Here is a 22098-nt window from a genome sequence, read left to right as displayed (position 1 = left end):
TAACGTTTTTTTCATATGAATGGTGTTGTTTAGTGTGAAGTTCCGGCAAAGCCTGCGGATGACGCTTCTCCTGCAAAACTTTACCAAAACGAATGCTGCAAATATAGGAAATCTTTTTTAAAGCAACCCTATTGCAGGATATTTTTTACTGTTTTGCGAAGCCGCAATCATTGGAAAAACGCTTTCTTTGGGGAGAAATCACAAGGAAATCATTATCTTTGTAGACAAAATTCCTAACGAGAAATGGCAACCAAAGATAAGGGGCTGACCCCCATGATGAAGCAATTCTTCGACCTGAAAGCAAAACATCCCGACGCGTTGATGCTCTTCCGGTGCGGCGACTTTTACGAAACATATGCCGAAGACGCAGTGGCAGCAGCAAAAATATTAGGTATTACGCTGACAAAACGCAACAACGGGGGGAACAGAGAAGACACAGAAATGGCTGGTTTCCCGCATCATGCACTCGATACTTACCTGCCTAAACTGATAAGAGCCGGCAGAAGGGTGGCCATCTGCGACCAGCTGGAAGACCCGAAACTCACAAAAACGCTCGTTAAACGCGGCATTACAGAACTCGTTACGCCCGGTGTGGCCATGGGAGACAACGTGTTGAATTACAAGGAAAACAACTTCCTTGCGGCCATTCACTTCGGAAAGACAGCTTGCGGGGTGGCTTTCCTTGATATATCTACAGGCGAATTCCTTACCGGCGAGGGAACCATCGATTACGTAGAGAAGCTGTTGGGTAACTTCGCACCAAAGGAAATACTCTACAACAAAGAACGGAAAAGCGATTTCGCACGCTTTTCCGGCACACGATACTGCACCTTTGAAATGGACGAATGGGTGTTTACAGACCAAAATTCACGGCAAAAACTGCTGAAACACTTCGGCACGAAGAACTTGAAAGGGTTCGGCGTGGAACATCTGAACAGCGGTATCATTGCATCGGGAGCCATTCTTCAGTATTTAGAACAGACACAACACACACATATTGCTCACATCACGTCGCTCGCCCGTATAGAAGAAGACCGCTACGTGAGGCTCGACAAGTTTACCATACGTAGCTTAGAATTGGTGGCACCCATGAATGATGAGGGGGCATCGCTCATCGACATCATCGACAAAACCGTGACCCCGATGGGCGGACGCATGCTGAAGCGGTGGGTAGTGTTCCCGCTGAAAGACGAAAAGCCCATCAACGAGCGGTTAGGAATTGTGGAATACTATTTTAAGAAACCCGATTTCAGACAATGCTTGGATGAGCAGTTCCATCGTATGGGCGACCTCGAACGTATTGTTTCCAAAGCAGCCGTAGGTCGGGTGTCGCCCCGCGAAGTAGTACAGCTTAAGAATGCGCTCCAAGCACTTGCACCTGTAAAGACGGCCTGCTTATATGCAGAGAATGAAAACCTGCGCCGCATAGGCGAACGGATGAATCTTTGCGAGAGTATCCGTGAACGAATAGAGCGTGAGATATGTACAGACCCGCCCCAATTGGTAAGCAAGGGGGGCGTGATTGCCGATGGGGTGAACAGCGAACTCGATGAATTGCGCCGCATCGCCTATAGCGGTAAAGATTATCTGCTTGAGATACAACGGCGTGAAGCGGAAGCAACGGGCATTGCAAGTCTTAAAATCGGATACAATAATGTATTCGGTTATTATCTTGAAGTGAGAAATACCTATAAGGAAAATGTGCCTACCGACTGGGTGAGAAAGCAGACATTGGCCAATGCAGAGCGTTATATCACGCAAGAATTGAAGGAATACGAAGAGAAAATACTCGGTGCCGAACAAAAGATTCTCTCATTAGAAGACCGCTTGTTTGCCGACTTGGTGACGGCCATGCAGGAGTTTATCCCGCAGATTCAGATAGATGCCAATCTCATAGCACACCTCGATTGCCTGCTCGCCTTTGCCAAAGTGTCGGAAGAAAATCGCTATATCATGCCGTCGGTAGATGACTCGGATGTAATAGACATTCGACAAGGACGACATCCGGTGATAGAGACACAACTCCCGTTGGGCGAGAAATACGTGCCGAACGATATCTTTCTGGATTCCGAACGTCAGCAGATTATGATTATAACCGGCCCGAACATGGCGGGAAAGTCGGCCTTGCTCAGACAAACGGCTTTGATAGTATTGCTGGCTCAAATAGGTTGCTTCGTGCCGGCGGAAAGCGCCCGCATCGGATTGGTTGACAAGATATTCACTCGTGTGGGAGCAAGCGACAATCTCTCGTTGGGTGAATCAACCTTTATGGTAGAGATGACAGAGGCTGCCAACATATTAAATAATGTGTCGCCCCGTTCGCTTGTACTCTTCGATGAGTTGGGGCGAGGCACTTCTACCTACGACGGTATCAGTATTGCGTGGGCTATCGTGGAATATCTGCATGAAAACGAACGTGCAAAGGCTCGCACGTTGTTTGCTACTCACTATCATGAGCTGAATGAAATGGAAAAGAACTTTGCACGAATCAAGAACTATAACGTGAGCGTAAAGGAGCTCGACGACAAAGTCATCTTTCTTCGCACCTTGGCAAAGGGCGGCTCCGAACACTCGTTCGGTATTCATGTAGCGCAAATAGCAGGTATGCCGAAGAGCATCGTAAAGAGAGCGAACGTGATATTGAAGCAACTCGAATCGGACAACAGCAATGTGGGCACGGTTGAAAAACCAAGTGCCGAACGTATCAACAGCAGTAGAGAAGGCATGCAACTCAGCTTTTTCCAACTCGAAGACCCTGTGCTCTGTCAGATACGCGACGAGATACTCGGCCTGGATATCAACCGTCTTACACCCGTGGAAGCACTCAACAAACTGAACGACATTAAGAAAATAGTGGGCGGCAAATAAACCTTGTAAATTCATGTGCTGCCACATGAAAGAACGGAAAATAATCATTATATTTGCATTATCAAAAATCTAACACAATACAATGAAAAAAATTCTCACACTTGCGGCACTCTCTCTTTCACTGACAGCTGCTGCACAAACCTCACCTCTCTGGCTGCGCTTCAGTGCTATCTCGCCCGACGGACGCACAATAGCTTTCTCTTACAAGGGCGACATCTTCACAGTTCCCACCCAAGGGGGCAACGCCAAGCAACTGACAACAAACGCTTCCTACGATGCCTACCCCGTGTGGAGCCCCGACGGACAGACCTTGGCTTTTGCTTCTGCACGCGAGGGAAGTCTCGATATCTATGTCATGAGCAAAGAAGGGGGCAGCCCCAAACGTCTGACAACAGACAGCGGAGACGAAGTGCCCATGACTTTCCGCGACAACGGGCATATCCTCTATCAGGCATCGGACATGCCTACGGTGAAATCTATCTACTTTTCAAGCCGTATGTTCCCGCAGGTTTACGAAATAAGTACTGAGGGCGGACGACCTCGCCTCTTCTCCGCTACACCCATGTGCGACGTAAATATCAACGCCCGCGGCGACATCCTCTACCACGACCAGAAAGGGTATGAAGACGTATTTCGCAAACATCATCGCTCACCCATTACCCGTGATATATGGCTCTGCAAAGACAACCAATATACCAAGCTGACCTCTTTCAACGGAGAAGACCGCACACCGGTGTGGACAAAAGACGGCAACGCCTACTACTACCTGAGCGAGGAAGATGGCACTTTCAACGTCTATAAACGCCATCTCGACGGCAGCAACAAAACACAACTCACCCACCACAAGGGTAACCCTGTGCGTTCGCTCACCGTTTCCTTGGATGGGACACTCTGCTATGGCTACGACGGCGAGATATACACCATGCGGGAAGGAGGACAACCCCAGAAAGTAAACATCACGGTGGTGACCGACCGCAACGACATAGACTTGGAACGACAAATCAAAACGCGGGGAGCCACAGAGATAGCCCTGTCGCCTAATGGTAAGGAAATCGCCTTTGTGCTCCACGGAGACATCTATGTTACGTCCATAGACTATAAGACCACCAAGCAGATTACCGACACACCGGAGCAAGAACGCAACGTAAACTTCTCGCCCGACGGCAAAAGTCTCACGTATGCAGCCGAACGCAACGGGCTGTGGCAGATATATGTCGCACGATTGAAGAACAGCTCCGAAAAAGCGTTTGCTTACGCTTCAGACATAGAAGAAGAGCAATTGGTGAAATCAAGCAAAACCTCTTTGCTGCCGAAGTTCAGCCCCGACGGCAAAAGCATCGCTTTCTTTGAAGACCGAGCTGCGCTGTGTGTGGTCGATATCAAGACGAAAGCGGTGAGAACGGTCATGGACGGCAAGTATCTCTACTCGTATTCAGACGGAGATATCTGGTTTGAGTGGAGCCCCGACAGTAAATGGTTATTGACAGAATACATGGGCACCGGCGGTTGGAACAGCCAAGACGTGGCGTTGGTAAACGCTTCTGGAAGCGGAGAGCTGCACAACCTCACGCAAAGCGGTTACAACGACGGCAACGCCCGCTGGGCTTTGGGCGGCAAGGCGATGATTTTCCAAAGTGACAGAGCTGGCTACCGAAGCCACGGAAGCTGGGGAGCCGAGGAAGACGAGTATATCATGTTTTTCGATATCGATGCCTACGAACGCTTCCGCATGACAAAGGAAGAAAAAGAATTAGCCAAAGAACAGACCGCCGATAAAAAGAAAGGCGACGACAAAGACAAGAAGACCGCCAAGAAGCCGGCAAAGAAAGAAGAGCCGAAAGCATTGACTTTCGACCTCGACAACTGCCGTGACCGCATCATACGGCTCACCTCCAATTCGTCCAACATGGGCGATGCCATCCTTAGCCCGGGTGGAGACACACTCTATTACCAAGCTGCGTTCGAGGGTGACTTCGACCTCTGGAAACACGACTTCAAAGAGGGAAAGACAGAATTGGTGCTCAAAGGAATCGGCGCAGGACGACTCGATGCCGACAAAGACTTCAAGAACTTATTCCTGAACACACGCAACGGCATCAAGAAAGTAGACATCGCGAAGTCTTCCACCACAAACATCGATTTCGAAGCACGCTTCAATTACAAGCCGTATGCCGAGCGTCAGTATATCTTCAACCATGTGTGGCAGCAAGTGAAAGACAAGTTCTACGTGACCGACCTTCACGGCGTAGATTGGGAAGGCTATCGCAAAACCTACGAACGCTTCCTCCCCTACATCAACAACAACTATGATTTCCGCGACATGCTCAGCGAGATGCTCGGCGAACTCAATGCCTCGCATACCGGCGCACGTTACTTTGCTCCGGGCGCAACCTTGCAAACCGCTTGCTTGGGACTCTTCTTCGACAATGCATACGATGGCGACGGACTCAAGATAGAAGAGGTGTTGAAACGGGGTCCCTTTGCCGTGCGCAAGACAAATGTGACCGCCGGCTGCATCATCGAGAAGATAGACGGAGAGAAAATCGGAAAGGGGATGGACTACAACTTCCTCCTCGATGGCAAAATAAACAAGCCCGTGCGTATCAGCATCTACAATCCTTCAACCAAGAAACGCTTCGACGTGACCATTAAACCCATCTCCAAATATGCCCAGCAAGAACTCCTCTACAAGCGATGGGTAGACCGCAACCGCGAGATGGTAGACAGTCTATCCGGCGGACGCATAGCCTATGTACACGTGAAAGCGATGAACAGCGAGAGCTTCCGCACCGTTTATCGCGAGCTCCTCTCCGACGAGAACCGCAACAAAGATGCCGTTATTGTTGACGAACGTCACAACGGAGGAGGTTGGTTGCATGATGACCTCTGCACCCTGCTCGGCGGCAAACAGTACCAAGAGTTCGTTCCGCGAGGCAAATTCATTGGCCGCGACCCCTTCAACAAATGGGTGAAACCCTCGTGCGTGCTCATTTGCGAAGACGATTACAGCAACGGACACGGCTTCCCCTTCGTCTACAAAGAGCTGGGAATCGGCAAACTCGTCGGTGCTCCCATAGCCGGCACGATGACTGCCGTATGGTGGGAAACGCTCATCGACAATAGTATGGTCTTCGGTATTCCGCAAGTGGGATGCCGCGATATGCGCGGACGCTATGGAGAAAATACCCAACTCAACCCCGACATCGAAGTGTACAACACACCCGAAGACTTCCTCAACGGTAACGACCGACAGCTCGAACGAGCCGTTCAGCTGATGATGAAGAAACAATAGCTCACCCGAAGCCATCCAATCCCTTAAACCCAAATCGACCATTAAATCCTGTACAGATTTTGTTTGATTGTCGTTCAGATTGTTTGCCGTCTTCTCGAAAGCGTAGTGGACTACATTGAGAGAGGGCGGCAGACAAGATGCCGACAAGCGAATGAAAGATGACAGGAAACCATAGAAGCAATATTGAAATGACAGATGAGGAGTCTAATAAATGATTTGGGTTAAAGAGAGGCAGACCATCGGTTTGCCTCTCTTTTTTATTTGCTTTCGTTGCTTCTATCCCAAGCCTACCCTTTTGAATGCTTATCTCAACCCCACATAGATAGGAATGACTTTAATGTTTTCTAACAATTTTGTTAAATCCCGACCGAAAAAGATGCGGTTGTCGGCCAAACTTTCTGCACAGAAAGTTTAAACTTGGTGCGCAGAAAGTTTGAACGAGATGCGCAGGAAATTTATCACCTTTGCAAACGTTTGATAATCAGTAAGTTACAAAGTCGGATTTTTGAGCACTTTTTACTCCGTTTTTTAACACTTCAAGTCCCTTCCTTGTCGCCTACCAATTGCCGTATCTTCCATTTATTTCGTACCTTTGCAGGGCATAACTCATAAAAACGATATGATGATAAAACATTTTTATTCCGTTTCGATAGCCCTTCTGTTCGCTATGCTATCGCTGACTTCCTGCATCAAAGACGAGGCTCCCAATGCCGAAGCCGACATACTTTCCTGCATCGTAGACGAAAGCCTGCTCATCCGCATGCCCGTGATTACCAACGACGAGGTGAAACTCTATGTAAACGCAGACCGATGGAGCGACATCTCGCATCTGGCACCACAGTTCACCCTTACCGGAGGTGCCACCATAGAACCCGCCAGCGGCACCGTGCGCGACTTCACCCAACCGCAGAAATATACTGTTACCTCGCAAGACGGCAAATGGAAGAAAACCTATACCGTATCATTCCTGCTGGGCGACTTAGCCACCGAGTATCACTTTGAAAACGTCAGATACCACGAACACGAGGGCAAGAAATACTTCCACATCTTCTATGATACCTCCATCGAAGGCGAGGAGATGACATGGGCTAGCGGCAACGCCGGCTACATGATTACCCATACCTCCTCGCCCGCCACAGACTATCCTACCTCGCAGGCCGACAACGGTTACAAGGGCAAATGCGTAAAGCTGACCACGCTCAGTACAGGAGCGTTGGGTGCGATGTTCGGTGCTCCCATCGCCGCCGGCAACCTCTTTACAGGTGTCTTCGAGGTCAATTTAGGCAACATGCTGAAATCTACGCACTTCGGTCTGCCTTTCCGCAAGATTCCCCAAACATTGGTTGGATACTACAAATACACTGCCGGCAGTAAATTCACCGATAAGAGTGGACACGAACTCGCCCGCAAAGACCGTCCCGATATCTATGCCGTGCTATTTGAAACCACTACCGAAGTGCCTTATCTCGACGGCACGAACTCGCTCACCAGCCCAAACATCGTCATGATGGCACGCATCTCCGATGCCAAAGAGACCACCGAATGGAAACCTTTCGTCCTGCCATTCCATAAAATGGAGGGCAAAGAAGTGGATGCCGATAAGCTGAAAGCCGGCCGATATAGCTTAGCCATTGTCCTCTCGTCCAGCATCGATGGCGGAAAATTCAACGGCGCTGTGGGCAGCACACTCTATGTAGACGAAATGAACCTGTATTATGAATAATCCCCAAAGCCCTATGATACGCAGAACATCACTCTCCCTCACCCTCTTCATTCTCGCCCTGCTCACCGCATCGGCACAGAAAGACCGCACAGCCACCCTATACAACTCCGAGCGCAACGGCTGGGAATACGAAGTAAAGGCCGGCATCAACCTCGGTGGTGCCTCTCCTCTGCCGCTGCCCGAAGAGATACGCAGCATCGAAAACTATAACCCCAAGTTCAACGGCGTGCTCGAAGGCGTGGTCACCAAATGGCTCGGGCAGGAGGCTCGGTGGGGAATCTCTGCCGGTCTGCGTGTAGAAGAGAAAGGCATGAAAACCGGCGCCACGGTGAAAAACTACGGTATGGAAATTATCAACGAAGGCAATCGCGTGGCCGGTTACTGGACAGGATATGTGCAGACAAAATACAACAGCACCTTCCTCACCCTGCCACTCACAGCCGATTACAGATTCAACTCTTCATGGAAGATACGCGCAGGCCTTTACGCTTCCCTCCGCCTCGACGGCGACTTCTCCGGCTATGTTACCGACGGCTACCTGCGTGAAAACAGTCCCATAGGCCAGAAGATTGCTTTCACTGATGGCAAAACGGCCACCTACGATTTCACCGACAACCTCCGCCGATGGCAATGGGGCGCACAGATAGGCGGCTCATGGCGGGCCTTCAAACGCTTTTCCATGAATGCCGACTTTACGTGGGCATTCAACGACATCTTTAAACACGACTTCAAAACCATCACTTTCAACATGTATCCCATCTATCTCAATATAGGATTCGGCTACCTATTTTAAACGTGCAACCGGCATCACGCAGAGCACGCAGCCGGCAACCGAGACGCACTCCGCACCACTTGCAGGGATAAATGTTTTGCACTATGTGTTATTTTCACTACCTTTGCAGGCAAAGTAAACTAAATATTAAAACCACAACATCATATGAATTATCTCGATCGCAACGAGTTTAACTTCCAGCCGTCACAAGAAGTGGCAGCTGCTTTCCGCCATTTCGACATCGGTAAATTCGCGTTCTATACCCGCATCTACGACGAAGGAAAGAAGAGCATCTTCTCTGTATACCTCTCCGAATTGTATGACATCGACGAACACCAGATAATGGTAGGCTACGGCGCAGAGGATTTGTTGAAGAAAACAGTACACTATTTCCTTACCAAGGGTGATAACAAAACCATGCTCATCCCTAAATTTTCATGGTGGTATTACAAATCTATTGCCGACGAAGTAGAGGGCATTACCGAGCAATATCCCATGTATGAAGAGGCCGATACCTTTGCCTACCGCCTCGAAGAGCTCAAGGATTTGGTCCAGCAAAAGCGTCCGCGCCTGCTGCTGTTGGCATCTCCCAACAACCCCACCGGCAACGGACTAACCAGCAATGAGATGGAAGACATCATCGCATCAGTACCCCGCGAAACCATCGTTGTGGTAGACGAGGCTTACGCATCGTTTGTCTCCAAAGATGCAACCTATATCAAACGCATCGTAGAGAAGCACGACAACGTGGTGATATGCCGCACGATGTCGAAGTTCTACGGCTTGCCCGGTTTGCGCCTCGGCTACGGTTTCGTAGGAAAAGGCGGAGAAATGGACGCCTTTCTGCGCTATGCCAACATGTATCTCGGCTACGACCGCCTGTCCGAAGAGTTAGGCATCGCCGCCCTGAAGTCGGACGCGCACTATCGGGAAGTAGCCCGCGTGATGGACGAAGCCCGACAGATGTACACAAAGGAGATAGGCATACTGCCCGGCTTCAAGGTTTACCGGTCGGTAGCTAACTTTATCTTAATCAAATATCCCCTATCTCTGAAAGAATCGTTGCAGAAAGCGTTTGCCGAGCAAGACTATAAGGTGAAGTTTATGAACGAACCCGACATCAACTCACACATGCGCATTACCTTGGGACGTGCCGAACAAAACCGTCTCGTCTGCAACACCATTCTACGTGTAGCACAGAAATGATAGCCGTTGTTTTGGCCGCCGGTATGGCCACACGTCTGCGACCGCTCACGGACACCGTGCCCAAATGTCTGCTTAAGATAGGCGAACGCACCCTCATGGAACGTACTGTCGATGCGTTGGTATCGGCGGGCGTTACCCGTCTTGTTGTAGTCACGGGTTATCGCGAAGCACAAATCCGCACGTTCCTTCTCGAACGTTATCCCACGTTGTCGCTCCACTTCATCCACAACGAGGCCTATCAAACCACCAACAACATTTATTCTCTGTGGCTGGCCAAACCCGTTGCAGACGGCAACCCATTCCTATTGCTCGACAGCGACATCCTGTTCGACCCGCAACTCCTCGCTGCCCTCACCTCTGGCAAAGGCTCTTCTCTGGCCGTCAATCGCCATACCTTGGGCGACGAAGAGATGAAAGTAGTAGTGAACCCACGCGGAGATATAACCCAACTCACCAAGACCTGCGACCCGCAGCAAGCTATCGGCGAATCAGTAGGCATCGAATACATCGATGCCACTTATTCCACCGCATTGTTTCGAGAACTAAACAAAATGATGACCGAGGAGCATCTCGAAAACGTCTTCTATGAAAAAGCCTTCGAGCGATTGATACCCAAAGGCCATTCCTTTCGGGTGGTAGACACCACACGGTACTTCTCCGTAGAACTTGACACGGTGGAAGACTTCAACCACGCCGGCCAGCTCATTCCCCCACACCTCTACTGAAATATGGCAACTTACGACATCCGCGCCCTCCATGCACGCATCCTGAAGATACTGCTTACCATCGACGCGGTGTGCAAAGAGCACCACCTGCACTACTCTATATGGGCAGGTACCATGCTCGGAGCCGTACGCCACGGCGGATTCATCCCGTGGGACGACGACGTAGACATTGCCATGCCGCGCCCCGACTACGACCTCCTCGCAGCCCATGCTGCCGAATGGCTGCCCGCACCCTACGAGTTTGTCTGTGCCGAGACTGACCCCGCCTATCCTCTGCCTTTCGGAAAGATACAAGATGCCGATACCACGCTTATCGAACGGCTCCACCTCCGCTACCTCGGTGGTGTGTATATCGACGTGTTCCCCATCGACGGCGTTCCGCAAAATAAGATGGTTAAGCGCTGGCAATTTGCCCGATACGAATACTATAAACGTGTGCTCTACTTGCTCTTCCGCGACCCTTACAAACACGGCCGAGGCCCCAGCAGTTGGGTACCGCTCCTCTGCCGTCGCCTCTATACTTTGCAAGGTGTACAACAGAAAATACGCAACATCCTGATACGCTACCCCCTCAGCACCGGCAAAGAAGCGGCAGACTACGACGACGGCATGCACTTTTGCTTCCCCAAAACATGGCTCGATACCCCCACCACCTATCTTTTTGAGGGCAAACCCGTACAGGGCATCGCACAGGCGCAGACTTATCTGTCCATGAAATATGGTAATTTCATGACGTTGCCCTCTACACCGAAACGCCGGCAACACAACTTCCATTACCTCGATTTAACGCACTCCTATCACGATGGCACACAGGCAAACCTGCCTTAAAATGACCTTTATCCGTAAAAAGTAGGTGATAAATCGAAACTTTTCTACCCCTTTTTCTTTTAATCCCTAAGTATTTGATGCTCAAAAGTTCGGGATTGTAACTTTTCAAGGTCGTAAAGTGACGATTGATAAGTCGGCATTCGTACACGGTACAGATGGCGTTTGTACAGGGAAAGGTCGGCAACCTTTCTTGTGGCAAACAGTATTTGCCAATGTAACCAAGGCAAGCATTACAGGCGCGAAACACCATCCGACACTAGCACCCATGGCGTACAATGCCTCATACCTTACCCATAAATAGGGTTACTCCGCAGAAAAGCAACCCTGTTTTATACAAGTTATCCATCTTTTTACTATATTTGCATGCATTATCTCCTGTAATGCAATGAAAACATTAAGAGACCGAATATTGAGCGACGGGCGTTGCTTCCCGGGAGGCATCCTGAAAGTAGACGGCTTTATCAACCACCAGATGGACCCCAATCTGATGAAATCTATTGCCGCGGAGCTATCCAAACGCTTCGACCTCTCGCGGGTAAACAAGATTCTTACGGTAGAGGCATCAGGCATTGCGCCGGCCATTATGATGGGCTTCCTACTCGATTTGCCGGTCGTATTCGCTAAGAAAAAGAAGCCGTCTACCATGAACGACATGCTCTCTGCCGTTGTCTTCTCGTTTACCAAGCAACGTTCCTACGATATTTGTATCAGCAAAGAGTTTTTAAGACCCGACGACCACGTGGTCTTTATAGATGACTTCCTTGCTTATGGCAATGCTGCCAAGGGCATTATTGAGCTTTGCCGGCAGGCCGGTGCCACGATAGAGGGCATGGGATTTATCATAGAAAAAGCCTTTCAGGCAGGCGGAGATTATCTGCGTGGCTTAGGAATCAACGTGCAGAGCTTAGCCATTGTGGAATCATTAGACAATTGCGAAATAAAACTTCGATAATGGAAACACCACAACCCCGTGAATTAATCTACGGCCTACACGACAAGCCTCCCGTTCGTGAGGCGTTTTTTGCCGCCTTACAACACCTTTTAGCCATTTTCGTGGCCATTGTCACCCCGCCACTTATCATAGCAAGTGCCATGAGACTGGATGTTCCTACAACAGGCTTCCTCGTTTCTATGGCACTTTTTGCATCGGGGTTATCCACCTTTATCCAATGCCGGCGTATCGGCTGTGTAGGAGCAGGACTGCTCTGCATCCAAGGCACTAGCTTCTCGTTCATAGGCCCCATTATCGCCGCAGGTATGGCGGGCGGTCTGCCGGCGGTATTCGGTGCCTGCATGGTGGGGTCGGTAGTAGAGATGGTTATCAGTAGAATGCTGAAATACACCCGACGCATCATCACGCCGCTGGTATCGGGCATCGTGGTCACACTCATAGGTATGAGCCTCATCAAGGTAGGTATCAATGCCTGCGGTGGCGGAGCAAAGGCCATGGCCGACGGAACTTTCGGTAGCGCAAGCAACATCGGATTGGCCGCACTCGTGCTCATATCCATCATCATTTTCAATCGCAGCAGCAACCGATACCTGCGTATGAGCTCTATCGTGATAGGTCTTGTCTTAGGCTATGTGGCAGCCTACTTCATGGGAATCGTGCATTTCGATGCCGTAGATACCTTCGGCGGCTTCAACCTCCCCATACCATTCAAATACGGAGTGAGCTTCCCCATCTCCTCCATCGTCGCTCTGGGCATTATCTATATGATAACGGCCATAGAAGCCTATGGCGACATTACGGCCAACTCCATGATTTCAGGAGAACCCGTTGAGGGAGACATGTTTACGAAACGTGCATCCGGTGGTATCCTTGCCGACGGTTTCAACTCACTCCTCGCGGGAGTGTTCAACTCTTTCCCTAACTCCATCTTTGCACAGAATAACGGCATGATTCAGCTCACAGGCGTAGCGAGCCGTCATGTAGGCTACTATATAGCTGCCATGCTCGTAGTTTTAGGCCTGTTTCCCGCCGTAGGGCTGGTGTTCTCCATCATGCCTGACCCCGTGCTCGGTGGCGCCACGTTGCTCATGTTTGGCACAGTGGCCTCGGCCGGTATCCGTATCATCGCCTCACAGAAGATAGACCGTAAGGCCACACTCGTGCTGGCGGTGAGCTTCTCATTGGGCTTAAGCGTGGAGATGGTACCGGAAATACTGTGCCAATGTCCCGAAGCGGTGCGCAATATCTTCGCATCCGGCATCACCACAGGTGGACTAACGGCCATCATCGCCAACGCAGCGATACGTATCAAAGAGTAAACAAAAACCCTTATAATGACCCATATGAAACAATTCGCATGCTTATGGCTGCTGTTGCTCTTGCCGTGCAAGGGCATAGCACAGACAGGAGAGCCGCAAATCGGTGAGCAACCGACGGGCGACCCCACCGACTATTATTACCTGAATGATGAACTTCGCGCAACCCCCTTTGGCTACATGACGCGCAACATGCGCGAGATTCAATTTTATTTCAATGCCGATGGCGTGGTGTACATGCGCGATTGGGTGGACTACGGAGCCTACCTCAAAGGTACGTATGATGCGGCGGCGGGCACCATCTCTTTTCCCAACAAACAGAACGTCGAGCGGGTGCAGTTTGGCGTAGGTAGCAAAATGCAGATGATGTATTTCGCCGTCACTGACCCGGCAACGGGGCTTCCGAAAACCGACAACCTCGTATTGCAGGTCAAAACAGTGGGAGGCAAACGGGTGATCTCTGCAGAAAAAGATATCAACTACGGCCTTTTCTACGACGACGAGGGGCAGACCCATCCCTATTGGCTGGCACGCCGTGCCTCCTTCATAAACAAAACAACCGTCGATGCCCTTACCACTACTGTACACTACACCGCCATGGATTACTCCGATGGTTCCGACCCCGTAGACCGCCGTCTATCGTGCGTAGCCATCGGCAACGACATCTATCTGAAAGGCATCGACGGAATCTTCAGCAACATATGGACACATGCTGTCCTTACCATCGACAACGGCACGCCGTCGCTTCTCATTCCGAACGACCAATATGTGAGCAACTATTCCGTAAAGGAGAACTTTCTCATGAAAACGGGTACGCGATCCGGTGAAACGCCGCCTATGATGGAAGGGCATCAAGGTATCAGGTTCACGATGACGCACGATGCACCGAACCACATTTATAAATGCACCGCACCGGCAACAGACGTCATCGGTATCGTAGAAGCATTCACAGACGGTCGTCTATCGTGGGCTACCGTCTATGGCAAGATAGAGATAGAACTGCCCGAAAGTATGGTAAGCGGCACCACGGGAATAGACCGCATAGCCACCGACAAGGCAGATGTATCGACAGACCGTCTGTATTACGATTTGCAAGGAAGACCCACCACGACACCCGCACACGGCATTTTCATCCATCACGGTAAGAAAGTGGTGGTGGAATAATCTCCGATTCCGCACTCTTCACCTCACTATGGCTGCAAGGGCTGTAGCAGTTGTTTGGCAAATTCCCATACCACCATGCCTGCTGCTACCGACACATTGAGCGAATGCTTAGTGCCCCATTGCGGTATTTCAAGGCAACCGTCGCTCAGGTCTACCACCGACTGGTGCACTCCCTTTACCTCATTGCCCAACACTACGGCGTATTTTTGTCTCCGCTCGAGGGTAAGATGGTGGAGCTTCGTACTGCCTTCGGCCTGCTCTATACTGTAGACAAAGAAGCCTTTGGTCTGCAGGTTGCGCACGGCCTCTTCGGCAGTGGCAAAGTAACGCCATGCAATACTCTCTTCTGCCCCTAAGGCTGTTTTGTGTATCTCTGCATGAGGAGGACATGCCGTAATGCCGCAGAGATAGATGGCGGAAATGCGGAAAGCGTCGCACGAACGGAATACGCTACCCACATTGTAGAGGGAACGCACGTCGTCGAGCACCACCACGAGGGGCAGTTTTTCGGCTTCTTTGAACTCCTCCACCGTCAGGCGGTGCATCTCGATGGTACGTAGTTTGCGCATCATTAGGATTGTTGTTCCTTGGTTTTATAGGCCAAGGCATACATCTGTATCTGTTTAATCATAGCGAGGAGCCCATTGGAACGCGTCGGGCTTAGGTTGTCTTTCAGGCCTATACGGTCGATGAAATAGAGCGGGGTGTCGAGTATCTCGGTCGGGGTATGCCCGCTCAGCACGCGTATAACGAGGGCGATAATGCCCTTTACGATGAGTGCATCGCTGTCTGCCGAGAACTGCAGGCACCCGTCTTTGTAGTCGCATTGCAGCCAGACGCGACTCTGACAACCGTTGATAAGGTTGCTTTCCACCTTGTATTTCTCGTCGAGCGGGGGCAGGTCGTTACCTAAATCGATTATCATCTGATACCTGTCCATCCAATCTGCGAAGCCGTCGAACTCTTCGATTACTTCGTCTTGTGCTTCTTTAATCGTCATATCTTCCTTCTTTCTCGTTTGTCGGTACCAATTTATAGAGTTTATCGCTGGGGCGTATCTTCTGTGGCACAGCTATAGATACGTGCTGTCCCTTACGTGCTGTGGCAACGGGCTTCAAATCGAAGCGTATCTCTTCGGGTTGAACGTACACCACACCGGTGGTAGGACCTGTGATGAGCAACTTATCGCCTACGGAAAACTCGCCCGCTTCTACCACAAATTCGGCCACACCTAACCGAGAGAAGTACTTCACACCCTTGGCTACATACTCTTTCTTCTCGGTGGCACTGCTGCCGTAACGACGTGTCCACTCGCCAAGGGTGCGTCCTCGGTAGTAACCATTCCAGAATCCGCGGTTGAAAACTGTAGCGAGGCGACTGTCCCATTCGTCTTTCTTCTCTTCCGTGAAAGTACCTTCGAGCACGCTTTGTATGGCTTCTTTGTAGCACGACACCACAGTATAGACGTATTCCGGTCCCCTTGCGCGGCCTTCTATTTTGAATACCTTGACGCCCGCTTGCATCATTGCATCTATGAAGCGCACGGTTTTCAGGTCTTTGGGGCTCATGATGTATTGGTTGTCGATGTCGAGTTGCATGCCCGTCTCCTTGTCTGTCACGGTGTAGCCTCTGCGACAGATTTGCGTACAGGCACCACGGTTGGCACTTCGCCCCGTATTGTCGAGGCTGAGATAACACTTACCGCTTACGGCCATACATAAGGCTCCATGGCAGAACATCTCTATTCGGATAAGCTCGCCAGACGGTCCGCAGATGTGTTGTTCGGCAATCTCATGATGTATATGCGCCACCTGTTGCATGTTCAGTTCGCGAGCCAGCACGACGACATCGGCAAAGCGGGCATAGAATCGCAGGGCTTCGATATTCGTAATGTTGAGCTGCGTAGAGAGATGCACCTCCTGCCCAATGTAGCGGCAATAGGTCATGACCGCCACGTCTCCCGCAATCACGGCCGAGATACCCGAGGCCTTTGCTGCGTCTACGATGGCATGCATCAGTTCCAGTTCCTCATCATAGATAACCGTGTTGACCGTGAGATAGCTCTTTACACCGTATTGGCGGCATGTTTCAGCGATGTCTTTCAAGTCGTCTATGGTGAAAGCATTGGCCGAATGGGCACGCATGTTGAGCTTCCCGATGCCGAAATATACCGAATCGGCTCCGGCCTGAATGGCGGCGGCAAGGCTTTCGCGCGAGCCTACGGGTGCCATAATTTCAAAGCTGTTTATGGTTTGTTCCATCCATGCAAAGGTACTGTAAAAAACTCAATCTGCCAGCCGCAGACTGAAAATTATATACTGCTGGGGTAGAAGTAACCCACAAAGTCGTAAAAGATGCTTTCAATCCATAACTTTTCACTCTGTTTTTGTGATGCTTTTTTAGTATTCAATGCTCAAAAGTTCGAGATTGTAATCTTTCAGGGTCATAAAGTTACGATTCATAAGTCGGCATCTGTACCCTGCACAGGTGGCGTTAGTCCTATGTACAGATGACGTTTGTACATAGAAAGGTCGGCAACCTTTCTCGCGGCAAGTCGTATCGTTTGTGGGATTCTGTCGCACTTACAGCGCTCCATTTAGGGGAACGTCCTATACCCAGCGCGATGCGCTGGGCTAACATATGGTGCACTTACAGCACGTATTCCGTACATCACACCATCATTTTATGGCATCTATGTGCCCTGCAATGCTACTTTGGGGGCTTGTGTTCCACCTCATGCCATCATAATTATGGTGTCCTACACTCCACAATCATACGCTTACTGAGCTTAAAGTCCGCAATATCCTTATTCCGAACCCGCGTATAGATGAGGGAAAGGGTGGTTGATGAGGTGTTTGAAGGCTATGCAGAGCACCTTGTCTGCGAGATATCAGAGCTGTCCGGCCTCAACTTGCAGCACTATTCTCTCGGTAAGCCGGTCTACGCCTTCGGGTTGGTAGTCTTTCTTAAGGCTGGCTCCAAAGCACCAAGCAAAAGCTTGATAGAAGCCAGCACGCACAGGGCCGAGGATAGCCTGTATGAGTTCATAGGATGAAGAGTGGCACTCGCGGTAAACGAGTTTGATTAAGAGCTTGCCTTGGGCGAAGGTGAGTTTCTTCATTCTCGGCGTATATTCGCGCTTGATACTCTTTTCCACCAGCTTAAGATGCTCGTCTTTGGCTTTCTTGTTGGGCAGTGTTTCGAGGTATTCATAGGTTTCGACAATGATTTTGTTCACCTCCTTGGCTATGGGCAATACCTTTTTCACGTTGTACACCAAGCGATTGTAGGCCATTTGCTGCTTAACACTGCTAAACACGGGTGTGGGGTAGACATACACGTTGTTCAGTTCCATATAAGGAATGCTGTCGCCGGCATTGAGCACTTTGCCCACCTTTACCATCGGCACAAAGGTGGGGTTGTCCATATCCACCTCCACCTCTTCGGGGCGGGTGTTGTCTGGGTGGTCGGTCTGTGCACGTCCCTCGGTAAAAAAGAAGAGGGCGGTCATCCATACGAGGACAATTCTTGCATCCATATTGGGCGCAAAAATAGTCTTTTCTTCCGAAATAAACAAAGAATGAAAGGGAATTAAATAGATGTTCACAAGGAAACATATAGATAGGAACACCTATTTAAAATAATAATTTTTAGGTATTGTTTGGTTGTGAGAAAGGGCATACCTTTGCTCTCATCAGTTAATCATACTATGATATGAAGGAAAACAAACATCCATCAGAGCTTCACGAACTCTTTCAATATGCCGGAGCTTACAAGTATCTTTCCATAGCCTCGTGGCTGTTGTCGGCCGGCAGTGCGTTGCTGGCATTGGTACCATTCGTCTATATTTGGCGCATCATAGACGAGGCGCTGGCCGTGGCACCTCGTTTCAACGAGGCAGTAAACATGGCACACTACGGATGGATGGCGTTGGCATATGCGCTGCTGAGCATTGTCGTTTACATCGCAGGACTGATTTGTTCACACCTTGCAGCCTTTCGCATCGCGGCCAACATACGCATTCGTCTGATGCAGCACATCGTTACTTTGCCGTTGGGCTTTATCACGCCCATAGGCAGTGGTAAGTTGCGTAAGATAGTGAACGAGTCGAGTGCAGCCACAGAAACGTATCTCGCCCACAATCTGCCCGACAAAGCCGGCAGTTTAGCCATGCCCGCAGGCCTACTTGCACTCCTGCTTTATTTCGATTGGCGCCTCGGACTTCTGTCACTCGTGCCCGCTGTGCTGGCTTTCGTTATCCTGTATGTCTTCATGATTGGCAAAGACTTAAAGCGACAGATGGCCGAATACCAGCAGGCATTAGACCGTATGTCTAACGAGGCGGTGGAGTATGTACGCGGTATTCCGGTGGTAAAGACGTTTGGACAGAGCGTCTTTTCCTTTAAACGATTCAAGGAAGCTATCGATAGCTACGGCCAATGGGTTATCGCCTATACGCTGAAGCTGCGTAAACCGATGATAGCCTATACCCTTTGCATCAACGGTGTCTTCGCCTTACTCATTGCTACAGTACTTCTTATGACGGCAGAGAGTATCACCCGCACCTTCCTGCTTAATCTCATCTATTATATCATCATTACCCCTATTATCACCGTCATACTCACAAAAATCATGCTGCTGAGCCAGAGCAAAATGATTGTAGCCGAGGCATTGGAACGCATCAATGGTGTACTAAACATGCAACCTCTCCCCGAACCTAACCAAGGAAAACGGCCACAAGACAACAGCATACGCCTCACCGACGTATCGTTCAGGTACAAAGGGGCACACTGCGATGCCCTGCAAGACATCAGCCTGTATATCGCCGCAGGAGAACACGTGGCATTCGTCGGACCCTCAGGTGGGGGAAAGACCACGCTGGCAAGTATCATCGCACGCTTCTGGGATGCCGACAAGGGCACGGTAGAGATAGGAGGAGTCAATGTGCGAGACATCACTAAAGAGGAACTCATGCGCCACGTGTCGTTCGTCTTTCAAGACAGCAAACTTATCAAAGGTACCATCCTCGACAACGTACGTATGGGACGTCCGGAAGCTACCCCCGATGAAGTGAGGGCTGTGTTGTCGAAAGCACAATGCGACGATATCATTGAGAAGATGCCCAATGGCATACTCACAACACTCGGCACCGGCGGTATATACCTTTCAGGGGGAGAACGTCAGCGCATCGCTATCGCACGCGTGATGCTGCAAAATACCCCTGTACTGATACTCGACGAGGCTACAGCCTTTGCCGATCCCGACAACGAACGGCGTGTGCAGGCGGCATTCTCGGCCATGGGTGAGGGAAAAACCGTTATCATGATAGCACACAGGCTCTCAACGGTGGTAGGCGCCGACCGCATTTTCGTGCTCCGCGACGGCAAGATATGCGAAACAGGCACGCATCTTGAACTGAAAGATAAACCGCAGGGCGTATATGCAAAGATATGGAATGAATATAACAAATCGGTTAAATGGAACATAGGAGGCACGGCATGACACTCATCAAAACACTGCAACACAGATATGCACTCTCTGAGAAAGGTGCACGCGACCTGATAAAAGGCTGCATAGCCTGTATGCTTTTCAACTTTATACTCATGTTTCCTGTGGGTTTGCTCTATTATTTAGTGGGTGAACTGCTGGATACGGGTAACGTAAACACCCAGCACCGAATCCTGTATGGCATAGCTACTGTGGCATGTCTGTTGCTCATCGTATTCACTTACTATCTGCAATACAATGCCACTTACTTAACGACCTATGTGGAAAGCGGTGTACGCAGAGTATCGTTGGCAGAGCGACTGAGACGTTTACCACTGTCGTTCTTCGGCAAAAAAGACCTTTCCGACCTTACCAGCACCATCATGGCAGACTGCGCCACATTAGAGACAGCCTCGTCTCATTGGATTCCCGAACTCATAGGAGGCATACTCTCAGCAGCCATTGTAGGCCTCGGGTTGTTGTTCTTCGACTGGCGCATGGCCTTAGCTGCTCTGTGGGTATTACCCGTCAGCTTCCTGATTATTCTGTTTTCGACAAAGATTCAAAACCTTTTGGGACGCAAACAGATGGCAGCTAAGATGGCTTGTGCCGACGGCATACAAGAATGCTTGGAGACCTTACGCGACTTGCGTGCATGTAATGCCGAACAATCATATATGAAAGGCTTGCAGGAGAAAATACAAAAGGTAGAACGACAGGCCATTGTCAGTGAGGCTGGAACGGCCGTTTTCGTAGGTTCTGTTCAGTTAGTGCTCAAATTCGGCATTGCCACAGTAGCTCTTGCCGGCAGCATTTTCTTGATAAACGGCACGTTAAGTCTCATCGGTTTCTTTATGTTTCTACTCGTAGCATCCCGTATTTACGACCCTATGATGACGGCTTTACAGAACCTTACGGCCATCATCATGCTCAATGTACAGACAGATAGGATGAACACCATTCTCGAACATCCCATCCAACAAGGCTCCGACGCTTTCTCTCACAATGGCTGCGACATTGCTTTCAACCACGTGAGCTTTGCCTACGATACCTCGGAAACCGTGCTTCGAGACGTCTCTTTCATAGCCCGACAGGGAGAAGTAACAGCCCTTATCGGCCCGTCAGGTGGTGGAAAAACCACTGTTTCCAGACTTGCAGCACGCTTCTGGGACATTTCCGAAGGTACCATCACTGTGGGTGGAACAGACATTTCCACAGTCGATCCCGAGACGTTGATGTCGCTCTATGCCATCGTTTTTCAGGATGTAACGCTCTTCAACAATACTGTGATGGAGAACATACGCATCGGTCGTAAGGATGCCACTGACGAAGAAGTGCTCGAAGCGGCACGTATGGCGCATTGCGATGTCTTTGCCGAACGCCTGCCACAAGGCTGGAATACCCTGATAGGTGAGAACGGTTCCGAACTTTCGGGAGGAGAAAGACAACGAATATCCATCGCCCGTGCCTTATTAAAAGACGCTCCGATTATTCTTCTCGATGAGGCAACAGCTTCACTCGATGTGGAAAACGAGACGATGATTCAGGAATCACTCTCCCACCTCATACGCAACAAGACCGTACTCGTTATCGCTCACCGTATGAGAACTGTGGCTGGTGCCGACAAAATCGTGGTACTAAAAGATGGAAGCGTATGCCAACAAGGGCATCCCAACGACCTTCTGCGTGAAGACGGCTTATACCGCGACATGGTAAACATGCAGAGCAAAGCCGGTGAATGGAGCATGAATACGACACATTGACC

16 protein-coding genes are annotated in these 22098 nt (G+C 50.1%); 12 read left to right on the top strand and 4 right to left on the bottom strand.

Going from position 1 to position 22098, the window contains the following annotated elements; all coding sequences use genetic code 11:
* The first annotated feature begins 243 nt into the window (after nucleotides 1-243).
* From mutS to HMPREF0658_RS07655, 10 genes are all read left to right on the top strand, one after another.
* Nucleotides 244-2868, top strand: coding sequence for a DNA mismatch repair protein MutS (mutS, locus tag HMPREF0658_RS07700; protein WP_006949905.1), 2625 nt, complete (start codon nucleotides 244-246; stop codon nucleotides 2866-2868).
* An 82-nt stretch (nucleotides 2869-2950) separates the two neighbouring features.
* Nucleotides 2951-6160: a S41 family peptidase gene (locus HMPREF0658_RS07695; protein WP_006949902.1), complete on the top strand. Its 3210-nt coding sequence runs from the start codon at nucleotides 2951-2953 to the stop codon at nucleotides 6158-6160.
* Between the two features lie 619 nt (nucleotides 6161-6779).
* Nucleotides 6780-7883, top strand: a complete 1104-nt coding sequence (locus tag HMPREF0658_RS07690; protein ID WP_006949901.1) for a PCMD domain-containing protein — start codon at nucleotides 6780-6782, stop codon at nucleotides 7881-7883.
* A 13-nt stretch (nucleotides 7884-7896) separates the two neighbouring features.
* Nucleotides 7897-8676, top strand: a complete 780-nt coding sequence (locus tag HMPREF0658_RS07685; protein ID WP_139047742.1) for a porin family protein — start codon at nucleotides 7897-7899, stop codon at nucleotides 8674-8676.
* 144 nt (nucleotides 8677-8820) lie between these two features.
* Nucleotides 8821-9861 carry a pyridoxal phosphate-dependent aminotransferase gene (locus HMPREF0658_RS07680; protein ID WP_006949895.1) on the top strand — a complete coding sequence of 347 codons (1041 nt, stop codon included), beginning with the start codon at nucleotides 8821-8823 and terminating at the stop codon, nucleotides 9859-9861.
* Nucleotides 9858-10586: a phosphocholine cytidylyltransferase family protein gene (locus HMPREF0658_RS07675; RefSeq protein WP_006949892.1), complete on the top strand. Its 729-nt coding sequence runs from the start codon at nucleotides 9858-9860 to the stop codon at nucleotides 10584-10586. The genes HMPREF0658_RS07680 and HMPREF0658_RS07675 overlap by 4 nt, the downstream gene beginning before the upstream one ends.
* A gap of 3 nt (nucleotides 10587-10589) precedes the next feature.
* Entirely contained in the window at nucleotides 10590-11414 is an 825-nt protein-coding gene (locus HMPREF0658_RS07670) for a LicD family protein (RefSeq protein ID WP_006949891.1), read from the top strand.
* A 385-nt stretch (nucleotides 11415-11799) separates the two neighbouring features.
* On the top strand, nucleotides 11800-12366 hold the full coding sequence (gene xpt, locus HMPREF0658_RS07665) for a xanthine phosphoribosyltransferase (RefSeq protein WP_006949890.1): 567 nt from the start codon (nucleotides 11800-11802) through the stop codon (nucleotides 12364-12366).
* On the top strand, nucleotides 12366-13685 hold the full coding sequence (locus HMPREF0658_RS07660; protein ID WP_006949889.1) for a nucleobase:cation symporter-2 family protein: 1320 nt from the start codon (nucleotides 12366-12368) through the stop codon (nucleotides 13683-13685). The genes xpt and HMPREF0658_RS07660 overlap by 1 nt, the downstream gene beginning before the upstream one ends.
* A gap of 24 nt (nucleotides 13686-13709) precedes the next feature.
* On the top strand, nucleotides 13710-14846 hold the full coding sequence (locus tag HMPREF0658_RS07655; protein ID WP_024991124.1) for a hypothetical protein: 1137 nt from the start codon (nucleotides 13710-13712) through the stop codon (nucleotides 14844-14846).
* A 26-nt stretch (nucleotides 14847-14872) separates the two neighbouring features.
* Here HMPREF0658_RS07655 and HMPREF0658_RS07650 read toward each other — a convergent pair whose 3' ends face one another.
* From HMPREF0658_RS07650 to HMPREF0658_RS07635, 4 genes are all read right to left on the bottom strand, one after another.
* Nucleotides 14873-15415 (bottom strand): RNA methyltransferase, encoded by a 543-nt coding sequence (locus HMPREF0658_RS07650; protein WP_024991123.1) that lies wholly within the window; start codon nucleotides 15413-15415, stop codon nucleotides 14873-14875.
* A gap of 2 nt (nucleotides 15416-15417) precedes the next feature.
* Nucleotides 15418-15846, bottom strand: coding sequence for a SufE family protein (locus tag HMPREF0658_RS07645; protein ID WP_006949886.1), 429 nt, complete (start codon nucleotides 15844-15846; stop codon nucleotides 15418-15420).
* On the bottom strand, nucleotides 15836-17107 hold the full coding sequence (locus HMPREF0658_RS07640) for a peptidase U32 family protein (protein WP_006949885.1): 1272 nt from the start codon (nucleotides 17105-17107) through the stop codon (nucleotides 15836-15838). The genes HMPREF0658_RS07645 and HMPREF0658_RS07640 overlap by 11 nt, the downstream gene beginning before the upstream one ends.
* Before the next feature lie 629 nt (nucleotides 17108-17736).
* Entirely contained in the window at nucleotides 17737-18357 is a 621-nt protein-coding gene (locus HMPREF0658_RS07635; protein ID WP_374188095.1) for a DUF4294 domain-containing protein, read from the bottom strand.
* A gap of 203 nt (nucleotides 18358-18560) precedes the next feature.
* On the opposite strand from HMPREF0658_RS07635, the gene HMPREF0658_RS07630 reads away from it, so the two are divergent.
* Nucleotides 18561-20348: an ABC transporter ATP-binding protein gene (locus HMPREF0658_RS07630; protein WP_006949883.1), complete on the top strand. Its 1788-nt coding sequence runs from the start codon at nucleotides 18561-18563 to the stop codon at nucleotides 20346-20348.
* Nucleotides 20324-22096 (top strand): ABC transporter ATP-binding protein, encoded by a 1773-nt coding sequence (locus tag HMPREF0658_RS07625; RefSeq protein WP_006949879.1) that lies wholly within the window; start codon nucleotides 20324-20326, stop codon nucleotides 22094-22096. The genes HMPREF0658_RS07630 and HMPREF0658_RS07625 overlap by 25 nt, the downstream gene beginning before the upstream one ends.
* The last annotated feature ends 2 nt before the right edge of the window (nucleotides 22097-22098 follow it).

It is taken from the genome of Hoylesella marshii DSM 16973 = JCM 13450, assembly GCF_000146675.1.
GTDB lineage: Bacteria > Bacteroidota > Bacteroidia > Bacteroidales > Bacteroidaceae > Prevotella > Prevotella marshii.
Note: the sequence above shows the minus strand (reverse complement) of the source record. Positions and strands in the feature narration are given on the sequence as shown.